Origin of the sequence: Nonomuraea recticatena, assembly GCF_039533245.1 — a bacterium.
In the GTDB taxonomy this organism is placed as follows: Bacteria; Actinomycetota; Actinomycetes; order Streptosporangiales; family Streptosporangiaceae; genus Nonomuraea; species Nonomuraea roseola.
Map to the genome: position 1 here is coordinate 19,618 of NZ_BAAATE010000005.1, position 13,439 is coordinate 33,056.

Annotated in this window: 13 protein-coding genes; 6 read left to right on the top strand and 7 right to left on the bottom strand. The window is 68.6% G+C overall.

The annotated features are described in order from the left end of the window. Positions 1–42: 42 nt before the first annotated feature. The 3 genes from ABFX50_RS11540 to ABFX50_RS11550 all read right to left on the bottom strand — a co-directional run bounded on the left by ABFX50_RS11540 (position 43) and on the right by ABFX50_RS11550 (position 3,316). A complete protein-coding gene (locus tag ABFX50_RS11540) occupies positions 43–1,008 on the bottom strand; it encodes an iron-siderophore ABC transporter substrate-binding protein (protein WP_346145746.1) in 966 nt (321 codons plus the stop codon). A gap of 188 nt (positions 1,009–1,196) precedes the next feature. Continuing rightward, positions 1,197–2,264: a FecCD family ABC transporter permease gene (locus ABFX50_RS11545; RefSeq protein ID WP_346145748.1), complete on the bottom strand. Its 1,068-nt coding sequence runs from the start codon at positions 2,262–2,264 to the stop codon at positions 1,197–1,199. Beyond that, a complete protein-coding gene (locus ABFX50_RS11550) occupies positions 2,261–3,316 on the bottom strand; it encodes a FecCD family ABC transporter permease (protein ID WP_346145750.1) in 1,056 nt (351 codons plus the stop codon). The genes ABFX50_RS11545 and ABFX50_RS11550 overlap by 4 nt, the downstream gene beginning before the upstream one ends. 514 nt (positions 3,317–3,830) lie before the next feature. On the opposite strand from ABFX50_RS11550, the gene ABFX50_RS11555 reads away from it, so the two are divergent. Beyond that, complete coding sequence (locus tag ABFX50_RS11555; protein WP_346145751.1) at positions 3,831–4,541, top strand: hypothetical protein; 711 nt, start codon at positions 3,831–3,833, stop codon at positions 4,539–4,541. 205 nt (positions 4,542–4,746) lie between these two features. On the opposite strand, the gene ABFX50_RS11560 is transcribed toward ABFX50_RS11555, so the two are convergent. The 3 genes from ABFX50_RS11560 to ABFX50_RS11570 all read right to left on the bottom strand — a co-directional run bounded on the left by ABFX50_RS11560 (position 4,747) and on the right by ABFX50_RS11570 (position 6,488). After that, on the bottom strand, positions 4,747–4,980 hold the full coding sequence (locus tag ABFX50_RS11560) for a helix-turn-helix domain-containing protein (RefSeq protein WP_346126544.1): 234 nt from the start codon (positions 4,978–4,980) through the stop codon (positions 4,747–4,749). After that, positions 4,980–5,681, bottom strand: a complete 702-nt coding sequence (locus ABFX50_RS11565) for a DUF2975 domain-containing protein (protein ID WP_346145753.1) — start codon at positions 5,679–5,681, stop codon at positions 4,980–4,982. Before ABFX50_RS11565 ends, ABFX50_RS11560 begins: the two co-directional genes overlap by 1 nt. Before the next feature lie 183 nt (positions 5,682–5,864). Next, positions 5,865–6,488, bottom strand: a complete 624-nt coding sequence (locus tag ABFX50_RS11570) for a dihydrofolate reductase family protein (RefSeq protein ID WP_346145755.1) — start codon at positions 6,486–6,488, stop codon at positions 5,865–5,867. Positions 6,489–6,597: 109 nt separating this feature from the next. On the opposite strand from ABFX50_RS11570, the gene ABFX50_RS11575 reads away from it, so the two are divergent. Together ABFX50_RS11575 and ABFX50_RS11580 are read left to right on the top strand one after the other, a co-directional pair. Further along, complete coding sequence (locus ABFX50_RS11575) at positions 6,598–6,753, top strand: shikimate kinase (protein ID WP_346145757.1); 156 nt, start codon at positions 6,598–6,600, stop codon at positions 6,751–6,753. Positions 6,754–6,944: 191 nt separating this feature from the next. After that, on the top strand, positions 6,945–7,412 hold the full coding sequence (locus ABFX50_RS11580; RefSeq protein ID WP_346145759.1) for a hypothetical protein: 468 nt from the start codon (positions 6,945–6,947) through the stop codon (positions 7,410–7,412). Between the two features lie 10 nt (positions 7,413–7,422). Here the strand turns inward: ABFX50_RS11580 and ABFX50_RS11585 are convergent, their stop codons facing one another. After that, positions 7,423–7,770: a DoxX family protein gene (locus ABFX50_RS11585; RefSeq protein WP_346145761.1), complete on the bottom strand. Its 348-nt coding sequence runs from the start codon at positions 7,768–7,770 to the stop codon at positions 7,423–7,425. Positions 7,771–8,604: 834 nt separating this feature from the next. Between ABFX50_RS11585 and ABFX50_RS11590 the strand changes: the two genes are divergently transcribed. The 3 genes from ABFX50_RS11590 to ABFX50_RS11600 all read left to right on the top strand — a co-directional run bounded on the left by ABFX50_RS11590 (position 8,605) and on the right by ABFX50_RS11600 (position 13,395). Beyond that, positions 8,605–9,981: a DNRLRE domain-containing protein gene (locus ABFX50_RS11590; RefSeq protein WP_346145763.1), complete on the top strand. Its 1,377-nt coding sequence runs from the start codon at positions 8,605–8,607 to the stop codon at positions 9,979–9,981. Positions 9,982–10,296: 315 nt separating this feature from the next. Continuing rightward, positions 10,297–11,802, top strand: a complete 1,506-nt coding sequence (locus ABFX50_RS11595) for a M28 family metallopeptidase (RefSeq protein ID WP_379504830.1) — start codon at positions 10,297–10,299, stop codon at positions 11,800–11,802. 84 nt (positions 11,803–11,886) lie between these two features. Beyond that, positions 11,887–13,395 (top strand): M28 family peptidase, encoded by a 1,509-nt coding sequence (locus tag ABFX50_RS11600; protein ID WP_346145767.1) that lies wholly within the window; start codon positions 11,887–11,889, stop codon positions 13,393–13,395. The last annotated feature ends 44 nt before the right edge of the window (positions 13,396–13,439 follow it).

The window sequence follows — 13,439 nt, forward strand, 5'->3', positions numbered from 1 at the left end:
GGATCAGGGAGGGACGGGGGCGGAGCAGGTTCATCGACATCGTCAGCCGACCGACTTGACGAGTTCGTCGATCGCGTACGGCAGGGACAGCAGGGTGCCCTGCGACAGCGCCGCGCCGATCGCCGGGCCCTCGCTGTCCAGCAGGTACGACACCTTCCCGTTCTTGACCGCGGGCAGGTTGTTGAACAGCGCGAACTTCTTCAGCGCGTCCTGGTCGGCCTGGTCGTTGATGACGAAGATGCGGTCCACGTCGATCAGGTCGATGCGCTCGGGAGAGAGCACGGTGTAGAACTTGCCGTCCGCGATCTTGTCGATCTCCGTCGCGCCCTTGAAGCCGAGGCCCGTCAGGAGCCGTCCGCGCACGTCGGTGGTGGTGAACGGCGCGACCGCGTCCTTGTACCAGGACAGCGCGACGGCGGTCTGGCTGGCGAACTCCGGGTGCGCCTTACGGGCGGCGTCGAGCTTGTCCTGGATGCCCTGCACCAGCTTGGCGCCCTCGTCCGCCTTGCCGAGCGCCTTGGCGATGTGCACCGCGTTGTCCTGCCACGGCGCGCTGAACGGCTCCTTCTCGCCCTTGGTGCGGCCCACCGTCGGGGCGATCTTGGAGAGCCGGTCGTAGGCGGCCTGGTCGATCTCGGAGTAGACAGCGATGATCAGATCGGGCCGCAGGGCGGCGATCTTCTCGTAGTTCGGGCCGGCGTCCCCGTTGCTCATGATGACCTCGGGACGGGCCTCTCCCCACTTGTCCTTCACCCAGGGCCACTGGGTGTTGATGTCGGGGGTCTTGCCCGGCGGGTTCGGGTACTGGTCGACCATGCCGACCGGCTTGATCCCGAAGGCCAGGACGGCCTGGTCGTCGGTGTAGCCGACGGAGACGACCCGCTGGGGGGCCTTGGTGATCTGCGTGGACCCGAACGCGTGCTCCACAGTGACGGGGAACGCGCCACCCGTGGCGGCCGCGGTGTCGCCACTCGGCCTGTCCGCCGAGCTGGAACCGCATCCCGTCATGAGACCGGCGCTGAGGGTCGCAGCGGACAATACCGCTGCGAACCGCCGCAAGGACTTCTTGACTGTTGTTCGCTGGAGGAGCATCCGGAATCCCTTGCTTTCGTGCGATCCACTGCGACCCTGACTAGCAGCAGGAGAACCGTAGCACGTGAACTTAGGCAAGCCTAAGCTCACTTGCATGTTGAGCCCTACCGCCCCTTGAGGTTCGCCCTCACCAGCAGGTAGACGAGGAAGGGGCCGCCGATCGCGGCAGTGACCACGCCGACAGGGAGACTGACCGGCAGCGCCGTCCGCGCCACGAGGTCGGCGCCGATCAACAGCAGCGCGCCTGTCAGCGCTGAGGCCACCAACGGCGGCGTGGGGTAACGCGCCAAACGCATCGCCACCTGCGGCGCCACCAGCGCGACGAACGGGACAGGGCCCGCCGCGCTCACCGCCACGCCGGCCAGCAGCACCGCGCACAACAGCAGGACCGCCCGCACCATCGAGTACCGGACGCCCAGGCCGGCCGCGACCTCGTCACCGAAGTGCAGCGGCCTGAGCTGGAACGCGACACACGACACGACGGCCACGAGGGCGAGCGCGCACCACAGCGCCACCCAGACCTCGCCCCACGATCGGTTGTCCAGCGAGCCGACCAGCCACGCCTGAGCCCGGGCCACGTCCCGGATGTCAGCCGTGACCAGCAGCCAGATCGTGATCGCCTCCGCCACGGCGCTCACCGAGATGCCGATGAGGATGAGCCGCAGGCCGTCGATCCCGCGCCGCCAGGCCAGGAAATACACCAGCAGGCCCGTGCCGAGACCGCCCGCGAGCGCCGCCACGGACAGGCCCACGGAGTCGACGATCGCCGCGGCGGCCCCGCCGGACACCGTCACGAGGAACACCGCGACCGCGCTCGCGCCCCCTGTGATCCCCAGAATGTCCGGGCTGGCCAGCGGGTTACGCGCGATGGACTGCGTGATCGCCCCTGACATCCCCAGCGCGGCCCCCACGATGAGCCCGGCCAGGGCGCGCGGCATCCGCAGATCCATGATCACGAACTCGTCGACCCGCTCCCCCTGGCCGAGGAGCGTGGCGATCACCTGGGACAGGCCGATGGGGAAGTCCCCGACGCCGATGGACAGGCAGAACACCAGAAAGGTCGCCGCCGTCAGCAGCAGCGTGACGAACACCATCCAGGGCCGCCATACGAACGACGCGGAGCCGAGCCGCACTCCCGGCGTCACCGGCGGCTTCACCGCTGTCTCGTTCATACCGTCTTGAACTTCCCGCGCCACACCAGCGCCGCGAAGAACGGGGCGCCGACGAGGGCGACGACGACGCCTGCCTGCAACTCGCCCGGTCGTGTCACCACGCGCCCCACGATGTCGCAGACCAGCAGGACGACGGCTCCGAGCAGACCCGCGCACGGCACCAGCCAGCGATAGTCGGGCCCGGTGACATACCGGGCCACGTGGGCCACCATGAGCCCGAGAAACGCGATGGGGCCGCATGCCGCCGTCGTCGCGCCGGCCAGCAGAGTGATCGCGACGATGCCGACGGCTCGGCTCCGCGTGAGGTTCACCCCCATCCCTCGCGCCACGTCGTCACCCAGGTTGAGCAGGTTGATGGCGGGCAACGTGGTCAACGCCAACGCCAGCCCGAGCACCGTGAACGCGAGCACCGGCCAGATGACGTCGAATCCGACACCGGACACCGAGCCCGCTTTCCAGAACCGCAGCGCGTTCAGCGACGCCTGGTCCGTCAGCGAGACCGCCGTGGTCATCGCTGCCAGGAACACCGCGATCCCCTGCCCGGCCAGCGCGAGCGTCAACGGGCTGCCCGCTCCCCTGCCGATGCTCGCCAGCCCGAACACGACGACACCGGCGGCCGCCGCCCCCAGGAAGGCGAACCAGACGTACTGGTACGGGCTGGCGAACCCGAACAGGACGATCACCGACACCACGGCGAACGAGGCGCCGGTATTCACCCCCAGCAACCCCGTGTCGGCGATCGGGTTACGCGTGTACCCCTGGATCAACGCCCCGCTGACCCCCAGGGCGACGCCCGCCACGATCGCGAGCACGGTCCTGGGCACCCGCACGGTCTCCACGATGAGCGTGATCTCGGTGAGCCGCTGGTCGGAGCCCTGCGCCGTGAACAGCCCGTGCCACACCTCCGCGGGACTCAACGCGCGCGCGCCGACAGCCAGCGACACCGCCCCCGCGGCCAGGAGAACGACCGCGAGCGCGCCCAGGCCCGCAACCCGCCGCCGGCGGACCTCTGTGCCGGACGAGGGACGAGGTATCCCCACAGTCGTACTCATCGACGCACGCCATTCCTTCGATCCACCGGGGGCGTACGGCCAGAGGGGTCGCGACCTCAGCGCCGGCCGCCCAGCTTCGGACATGCCATCCGAGAAGAGCCGCACCCACCATCGCCTCGCGCGCCGCGACCGTCCGCCGTCGGCCCGCCGTTTCCGGTGGAGGTGGGTCTTGGGAGAGCGGGCCCGTGTCCACCGATCCCGCGCCTTCTCGATCTCTCTACTTAGGTGAGACTAACCTTATCTTGAGGCTCGTCTCACCGTCGATCCGGGACCGGGACCGGGACAAGCTGAGGAGGAGCGGTAGCCGTCCGGTAACTCCTGTCGATGGTGATTCTTAGGCTTCCCGCTCATGAGCAACACCGTCCGCCTGACTGCGGTATCGCCTATGTGGCGGACAAGGAACTCAACGGATATGCCGAACAACCGGCCCAGTCCGCGGACCTGACTTTCGACAGGGGTGTGAGTTGACCATCGGGGGATGATCCAACCGGCCATCCGCGACAGGCTCGCGACCATGAACACGTACTTTCCGGGACGGTGGATCGGCGGCGTGACGCTCGTCCTGGGGCCGGTCGTCCTCTGCGTCGGATACCTGCTGCGCTACCTGAGCTCGGTCACCGCGCTCACCCCTCAGCAACAGGCGTGGGCGGAGGCGCAGCCGTTCGCCGCCGCGGGCCAGCTCCTCGCCTACACCTCGGACCCCGCCCTGCTCACCCTCTCCTACGCGGTCTTCGCTCTGGGGGCGGTGCTGCTCTTCCCCGCCTTCATCGCCCTGGCCCAGCGGGTGGGGGGAAGCCTCGCGTTCTGGGGCGCCACGCTGCTGGTCGCCGGGCTCTTCGCCCGCCTGTACTTCGCCGGTGCCGACCAGACCGCCTTCCAGCTCACCGAGGTCCTCGGGCCGGAGCAGGCGACGAACGCCATCATGAAGGGGTACGTCGACATCTCCTACGGGCCGTGGCGGGTACCGGTCTGGGCCTCGGTCGGCCAGTACGCGGGTTCGCTCCTGCTGGCCGTCGCCGCCTGGCGCTCCGGCGTGTTCGGCACCGCCCGCGCCCTGATGCTGCTGCTGGCGGGAGGCACCTGGGTGGGCGTGCTGAAGGCCGCCTCGATCCCCGATGTACTGGTCACCGTCCTGCTCTGCGTGGCCTTGATCCCGCTGGGCACACGGGTGTTGCGTGAGCGGCCACCGGCCCCGACCGGCCGGTCGAAGGTGCTGAGCTGGTGAGCGGAGAGCCGGCCACCGTGGTCGCCCCCACATGTGAGCCGGCCAGGCGACCTGGTGGTTCCTATCTGGCGCATCTGCGGTCGCTTCGCGGGGCGAACCTCCCAGGCGACTACAGACCGAGGAACGCCTCGGGGGGTTGAGCGGCCGCCTTCGCAGGCTGTCGCTCCCCGGCCCTGACGGGAGCACCGGCGCAGGTGGCATGTCATCAGGAGGGGGGCTTGAAGGACAGCAGGTCGCCGGGCTGGCAGCCGAGAACCTCGCAGATCTTGCTCAGTGTGGAGAATCGGATCGCCTTGGCGCGGTTGTTCTTGAGGATCGACAGGTTCACGTTGGTGATCCCCACCTTGTCGGCCAGCTCGACCAGCGTCATGCCACGCTCCTCGAGCAGCCGGTCCAGATGCACCTCGATGGCGTGCTCGGGATTCTCGACAGGGGACATCAGACGGTTCCCGCGAGTTCCTCACGCATGTGCGCGCCGATGCGGACGACCTTCGACATCACCACGAGCCCGAGCCCGGCGATCAGGTACGCCCACGGGAAGGCCCAGCCAGACAAGGCCATCTCCCACACACCACTGACGGGGCCGGCCACCATCGACACAGCAAGGCCGATCTCGACGATGGTGGTGTAGAGCGAGCTCGCGAGCGTACCCGCGACAAGGAACACGCCGAGGAACCACAGCCTGCGGACGACCACCTCGTCGAAGCCGCCCTCCCGCCGTGCGCCCCTGATCAGCCGGTCGAGCAGGAAGAGCGCGACGAGCAGGACCAGCGGGGTGGCGAAACGCGAGGTCTGATACAGCAGCTGGGTGCCGAGACTGGAGTCGTCCTTGCAGATCTGAGGCATGGGGTGGACGAACTCGGCCCCCTCCTTCACGGGGTAGAGGGCGTCGTCTGCGGCGCTACTCGCTTCCATGGCCTTCCGGCGTTGGGGATCGTCGATGAAGTTGTTCTTCACATCGCCGAGGTTCGGCGAGGGCGCACACACCAGGCTTCGGGCGCCGAGGGAACCATAGGTGTTCTCTCCGCCGGTCAGGGCCGCACGCCCGACCTCGTAGATCATCGCTGCCGCGAACAGCACCAGGAGGACGCGTACGGTGACCGCCGTCCATCTCAGAGGGGTTGATCTGTCGAGAGGCATCGCAGGACTCCCATATCGTTGATCGATACTATCGATTGTCGATCGTATCGATAATCGATAAAGAGTCAAGGGACGCCTCGGGCTGGGCTCCGCCGTCCCGACACGGACCACGAGCTCATCCCGAGCGGCGCGCTACGGTCCCGAAACGAAGGAGACTCTGGGAGAGACGCATGTCTGCCGAGGTCACGCATCGGCAGAGTGTGTGTGCCGTTCGCTGTGGTGGGCTGTCGGCCGGTAGGTAGCGATGATCACGCCGGTGCCGGTTGTCGTGGAGTCGACCAGATGGAAGGCCGAGAGGTGCGAGCCCACGTCCGGGAACAGCCGGCGGCCCGCGCCCAGCACCAGCGGATGGATGAGCAGGACGAACTCGTCGACGAGATCGCGCGGCATGAGCGACCTGACCAGCACCCCGCTGCCGAACACCACCAGGTTCTCCGCCACCTTCTCCTTGAGCCCGGCCACGGCATCCGCGGCGTCGCCCTTGAGGAGGGTGGAGTTCCGCCAGGGCAGCGGCTCGGTCAGCGTGGTCGACGCCACGTACTTCTGGACGCTGTCGAGCGCCTCGGTGAACGGGTTCGGCGCCTGCTTCGGCCAGTAGTCGGCGAAGCGCTCGTAGGTCGTCCGGCCGGCCAGGAGGGACCACGCGCTCGACATGCGGGCACCCATGGCTTCCTGCATGACCGGGTCCTGGCGCCGGGCGGCCCAACCGCCGTGCGGGAAGCCGTCGCGAGGGTCCTCGTCGGGGTGCCCAGGAGCCTGCATCACGCCGTCGAGTGACAGGTGCTCGATCGCGATGACCTTGCCCATGTCGTACCTCCCCTGTGGTCGTCCGCCGGGATCCCGGCCTTCTCACCCTCTACACGTACGGCGGGTCGCCGGATCGACAGCGCGTGCACCTTTGCCGCACATTGTCGGCATGACAGATCAGCCCTGGATGGTTCTTATCGGCCCTGCCGCCACAGGCAAGAGCACGTTGGGCATGCTGCTGGCCGAGGCGACAGGTAGGCCGTTCGTCGACATCGACGCCGTGGCGTCGCCCTACTACGCCGAAACGGGCGGCTGGCGACCCTGACGCTGTACACCCTCGACGAGAGTCCCGAACAGAGCGCCGCGCGGCTTCTCTCTGTCTGCGACGCGGCCGAGAGGGAGTAGGCCACCGGACAGATGCCCTGGTGAAGCGGCCGACTCCACGATGCCGGATCCGTCAAGTCTTGTGTTACGACGCGAACCCGTCGATCGTCCAGAGCAAACGGGAGGAACTCCATGGTTCGCAGCAAGCTGGCGCAGTGCACCGTCGTGGCTCTGGCCGCGACCACCCTCACCGCATCACCCGCCGACGCGGTCACCGGCTACACCCCCGAAGGGGTGTGCGGCAGCGGTTTCGGCCGGGTCAAGGACGGCACCAGGGCCGTGGTGGACGACCACGGCACCGTCTTCGGCCACGTCTACCTGCTCTACAACGCGCGAACAGGAGAGAACTGCACGGTCACCATCAAGACGAAGTACGTCGGGGAGCCCACCTGGACCGGCGTCAACCTGATCCGGCGCGGCCGCGACAAACCGCAGGACGCCGGTTACTACCGGTACTACGCCGGGCCGGTGAAGGCGTACGGCAAGGGCATATGCGTCGGTTACCAGGGCCTGGTCTCCGGGATAAGACCGGGAGGAAAGTTCACCAGCAGCACCCCGGTGGGAGTCGGAGAGCGTACGACCTGGGGCAACTGCGGCTGAGCCCGCTGCCTCAGGCGGCGTAGCCCAGCACCAGGGAGACCGCCACCGGCACCAGGTACAGCAGCGGGAAGGGGACGTGGGAGTAGGAGCGCGCCCGAAGCACGGTGACGACGGCTCCGGTGAAGTACAGCACCAGGCCGATCGCGGCCAGGACGCCGATGACCGGCACGAGCAGGCCGACCAGCATGCCCACCGCCCCCGCGGCCTTGGCCACGCCGAGCCACGGCCACCACGAGCTGGGGACGCCGTACTCGGTCAGGGGCTCCACGACCCATGTGGCGCGGATGAAGATGGAGAAGGCCGAGAAGCCCACCCATGCGGCGGCCAGAACGGTGACGACCAGGTAGACAGTGGACATGAGAGATGCTCCTCATCAGGTGGGCGAGAGTACGGGGGCGCTTGTGAGCCCTTCGCTGTCTTGACCCCGCAGGGCGCGGAAGTGTGACAGGGGCAGGCGGCCCACCTCACCTGGACCGTCTCGCGTGTCCCTTGCGCCACGTCATTTGCACTTCGATGACATATTCCACCTGGCGAGGGCCAAGATGCAGGGCGGTGTGCTCAGCCCCGAAGCTTTTCAGGCGCTCGTACCTGTAGATGAGATGCTCGCGCGCATGACGGAGAAAGGCCCCGATCTCTGGAGCGAGAATGCCCTTACCGCGCCAGAATGGGAAGAGCTCCGCACCCTCGCGACCCGGGCGCTCGCGAACATCAGATAGACCCCGTTCATCGCGGTGAGGCCTACCCCCTTGTCCGGATCGTCGCCGACCGCGATCACAGGTCTCGCCGCCGCCCCCGCGGCCCAGCTGTCGCGCCGACGAGACCAGTCCGCTGAGGGACCTCGCCGGAGTCGTGCTCGCGCCGCCGCGTTCAAGGTCCGGTGACCAGGTCGCGACACAGTCTGCGTACGGGTGTCCGATATGACATGGATCACACCGTCCGTAAATCCAATTATGTCCGGAAGTTACCTGTGATATTTCTGTGACCGGACACGATCTTGTGGACATTCAGAACGGGGGTTCTGTTCATGATCGAACCGACAAGGCATCTGGAGCGGTAGACCGTTACGGCCATCCGCCCGATGGGGGACATCGGGCCGCTGTGCCGACTCTGCCGTCAACCCCATCCGCACATGGGGACACCTCTGACATTGCATGTCCGATTTATCCAAAAAGGACGCACATTGAGCATTTCTATGGCCACGCCCCTTCGCCGAGCTGCGCTCGGACTCGGAGCGGCCACCCTTCTCGTCGGCGCCACGACCCTCGACGCCGTGGCGACCGTCGACCCGGTGCAGGAGGCCCTCTCGCAGGCCGCCTCCTCGGGCGCGGCGGTCCAGGTCGCCAGCCTGACCGATGAGAACAGCACGACCGTCGCCAACCCCGACGGCAGCTTCACCACCTCCATCACCTCCGGCCCTTCGAACGTCCAGCGCGACGGCGCGTGGGTGCCCATCGACACCAGCCTCGTCGCCGAGGGCGGGGTGCTGAAGCCCAAGGCCTCCCGTGCGAAGGTGGAGGTCTCAGCAGGGGGCAACGACACCCTGGCCAAGCTGACCGACGACCAGGGCAGGGTGTTCTCGCTGCAGTGGCCGACGGCGCTGCCGGCCCCCGTCGTCAAGGACAACGTCGCGACGTTCGCCAACGCCGCGGGGCCCGGCGCCGACCTGGTCGTCACCGTCATCCCGACCGGCTTCCGCCACGACGTCGTCCTGCGCGAGCGCCCCACGGAGCCGCTGGAGCTGCGCATCCCGGTGCGGACGCAGGGCCTGACGCTGTCCGAGACGGCCGACGGCAAGCTGGAGCTGTCCGGCGAGAACGGCCAGCAGGTCGCCTCCGCCGCGCAGCCCGTCATGTGGGACTCCCGCGGTCACGGCAAGCCCCGCGGTGACTCGATCAAGAAGATCGACACCCAGGTCGAGACGCAGAACGGCACCTCGGTGCTCGTGCTCAAGCCGGACACCGCGTACCTGTCGGACCCGAAGACCGTCTACCCGGTCACCGTGGACCCGACGATCACCCTGCCGATCGTCACCGACACCGACGTCGCGACCTCCTGGGCCTCCCACCCCGGCGACCCGATGATCATCGCGGGCACCATGCCGTGGGAGAACGGCCAGGGCGGCGACATCATGCGCAGCCTGCTGAAGTTCAACACCGACAACCTCAAGGGCAAGCGCGTCGTCTGGGCCACGCTCAAGGCGTGGAACCTGGAGACCAACAAGTGCGGCCTCAAGGTGGGCTCCGGGCTCACCGCCGAGCGCATCACCAGCGCCTGGGACGAGACCAACCTCAACTGGGACAACAAGCCCTCCACCACCAGCAGGGGCGCGTTCACCACCTACGAGGGCCGCGGCCGTACCTGGACGGAGGGATGCGCCCGCGGCGCCGGCTACCTCCAGTGGCCGGTCACCACGATCGCCAGGGACTGGGCCGCCGGCGCCGCCAACCACGGCATCCAGCTGCGCAGCGCCGACGAGAAGGAGACCACCAACTGGCGTGCCTTCGCCGCGTCGGAGAACAAGGACGCCTCGGTCAAGCCCCCGACCCTGAGCGTCACCTACTGGCGCTAGTCCGCGCCACCCCCTGACCGGGTCATCCACAAGATCTCCAGCCGGGCCTGAAGCGCCTGGTCAGGCGGCCCCACCCGTGTACGCGGTGGGGCCGCCTTCCGCGTCGTGGAGCCACTTACCCAGCAGGGGAAGGCGAGGTCGCAGGGGATGGGGTCGTCCCGACGAGGGCGGCCTCACGGGCCGCCACGGCCACCGCGAGCCTCGGGGAGACCGAGATGGTGGGCTCTAGGCGCATATCGGCAAAAGAGGTACGTTCCAGGAGGCGTGATCTCGGGGGACGATCTTGCCCACCCTCAGCTTTCCTGGAGGAGCTTCATGCGCTTGTCCTTCCGTAGGGCCGTCGCCGTGGCCGCGGCCGCGGCTCTGGCCTTACCTCTCTCGCTCACCGCCCCGGCCCAGGCGACGCCCGTCGACGACGTCTTCGCCAAGCTGCTGGTCAAGCAGGTCAAGGGCGCGAACGTCAAGAAGCATCTGGACGCGTTCCAGTCCATCGCCACGGCCAACGGCGGCAACCGCGCCGCGGGTACGCCCGGCTACGACGCCTCCCGCGACTACGTGGCGAACAAGCTGCGCAAGGCCGGTTACAAGGTCACGCTCCAGCCGATCAACTACGTCGAGAGCTGGGTGGAGAACAGCCCGCCCGTGCTGGGCTCGTACGTGCCGAACGAGGACTTCTACACCTTCCAGCCGTCCCCGGCGGGCGACGTCACCGCGCAGGTCCAGGGCGTGGACCTGACGCTGCCGCCCAGCCCCGCGCCCAGCTCGACGAGCGGCTGCGAGATGTCCGACTTCTCGGGCTTCGTGGCGGGACGGATCGCACTCATCCAGCGCGGCACCTGCCCGTTCGCCACCAAGGTGCGCAACGCGGGCTTCGCGGGCGCGGCGGGGATCATCGTCTTCAACGAGGGGCAGCCTGGCAGGACCGAGGCCTACCCCCTCGACCTCGGCGAATGGCGCGCGGGAGTGCCGATGGTGTTCGCCGACTTCGCCGTCGGCCAGGCGCTGGCCGCGCCGGGGACCACCGTCCGGCTCAAGGTCGACTCCACCCTCGTGCTCGGCACCGACGAGAACGTGATCGCCGAGACCCGGTTCGGCGACCCGCGCAACGTCGTGATGGTCGGCGCGCACCTCGACAGCGTGCCCGAGGGCCCCGGCATCAACGACAACGGCTCGGGAACCGCCGCCATTCTGGAGACGGCCCTGCAGATGAAGCTCTTCCCCGTGCGCAACAAGGTGCGCTTCGCCTTCTGGGCCGCGGAGGAGATCGGCCTGCTCGGCTCGGACCAGTACGTCGAGAAGCTGTCCCAGGCCGAACGCGATCGGATCAAGCTCTACCTGAACTTCGACATGGTCGCCTCGCCCAACTACGCCTACAAGCTCTACGACGGTGACGACTCCGACGCCACCGGCTCCCCCGCGGGCCCGCCCGGATCAGCCGAGATCGAGCAGCAGCTGAAGGCCTTCTTCACCAGCCGCAGCCTGCCCACCGTCGGCACCGACTTCGACGGCCGCTCCGACTACGGCCCGTTCATCGCGGTCGGCATCCCCTCCGGCGGCATCTTCACCGGCGCCGAGCAGCCGAAGACGCCCGAGGAGGCGGCCATGTTCGGCGGTACGGCAGGCGTCGCCTACGACATCTGCTACCACCAGGCGTGCGACACGATCACCAACGTCAACGCGACCGCGCTGGACGTCAACTCCGACGCGATCGCCGACTCCGTCGCCCGCTACGCCTTCAACACGCGGAACCTGCCCGACAGGGAGGCCGCGCTGACGGCACGCGCCGCCGTACGGGCCGCCACGGCAAGCGCCGCGAGCTGACCCTCATCACGTGAAGGAGGGCGCTTCCACAGGAGCCGCCCTCCTTCCATCGCACCCTCTGTCCCACCCCCCACGGAGGAACCGATGAAATCCCGCATCCTCGTCCTGGCCGCCGCGATCGCGCTGGCCGCTCCCCTCACCGCCGGCGCTTCGACGGCGTCCTTACCACTGGCGCCACCGAACATCTCGCTGGCCAACGTCAAGGCCCACCTCAGCCAGCTGCAGTCCATCGCCTCCAGCAACGGCGGCAACCGCGCCCACGGCAGGCCCGGCTACCTGGCCTCGGCCAACTACGTCAAGGGACAGCTGGACGCGGCCGGGTTCCAGACCACCCTGCAGTCGTTCACCTACAACGGCGCGACGGGCTACAACGTCATCGCCGACTGGCCCGGCGGCAACCCCGACGACGTCCTCATGGTCGGCGCCCACCTCGACAGCGTGACGGCGGGGCCCGGCATCAACGACAACGGCTCGGGCAGCGCCGCGATCCTGGAGACGGCGCTCGAGGTGGCGCGGCAGGCGCTGCAGCCGTCCAAGCACCTGCGCTTCGCCTGGTGGGGCGCGGAGGAGCTGGGACTGCGCGGCTCGCAGTACTACGTCACCAACCTGCCCACCGCCGAACGCTCCAAGATCAAGGGGTACCTGAACTTCGACATGGTCGGCTCGCCCAACGCCGGCTACTTCCTCTACGACGGCGACAACTCCGACGGCGTCGGGTCGGGCCCCGGACCTGCGGGCTCGGCCGAGCTGGAGCGGACGCTGCAGGACTACTTCGCCTCGATCGGCGTGCCGACCAGAGGCACCGACTTCGACGGCCGTTCGGACTACGGGCCGTTCATCTCGCGAGGCATCCCCGCAGGAGGCACCTTCACCGGCGCCGAGGGCATCAAGTCGAGCGCGCAGGCCCAGCTGTGGGGCGGTACGGCGGGGCAGGCCTTCGACCCCTGCTACCACCGCGCGTGCGACACCACGAGCAACATCAACGACACGGCGCTGGACCGCAACGCCGACGCGGTGGCCTACGCCGTGTGGACGATCGCCACCGCCGTACCGCCGCAGACGGTGTGGTCGGACGATCTCGAGAGCGCCACCGCCTGGACCGCCAACCCGAGCGGGACCGACACCGCCACCCTGGGTCTCTGGGAGCGCGGCGACCCCGAGGCCACCACCTCAAGCGGGAACAAGCAGCTCGGCACGGCCGTGAGCGGCGCCAACGATCTGGTCACAGGGCGGCTGGCGGGCGCGAGCGCGGGAGCGTACGACGTCGACGGCGGGATCACCTCGATCCAGTCGCCTCCCGTCACGCTGCCGTCCAGTGGCGTGCTGAGGGTGTCGTTCTCCTGGTACCTGGCGCACGGCAGCAACTCCTCCAGCGCCGACTTCTTCAGGGTGAAGGTCGTGGGCGGCACGACCAGCACGGTGTTCCAGCAGCTGGGAGCCGCTTCGGACCGCGACGGGGCGTGGGCGGCGTCCACCGCTGACATCTCGGCGTTCGCGGGCCAGACCGTCCGCATCGTGTTCGAGGCGGCCGACGCCTCGGGGGCGAGCCTGCTGGAGGCGGGCGTCGACGACGTCAAGGTCACTCGCCAGTAGTTCACCGGCGCCGCCCCTGTGTCAGGGGCGGCGCCCCGCACCCG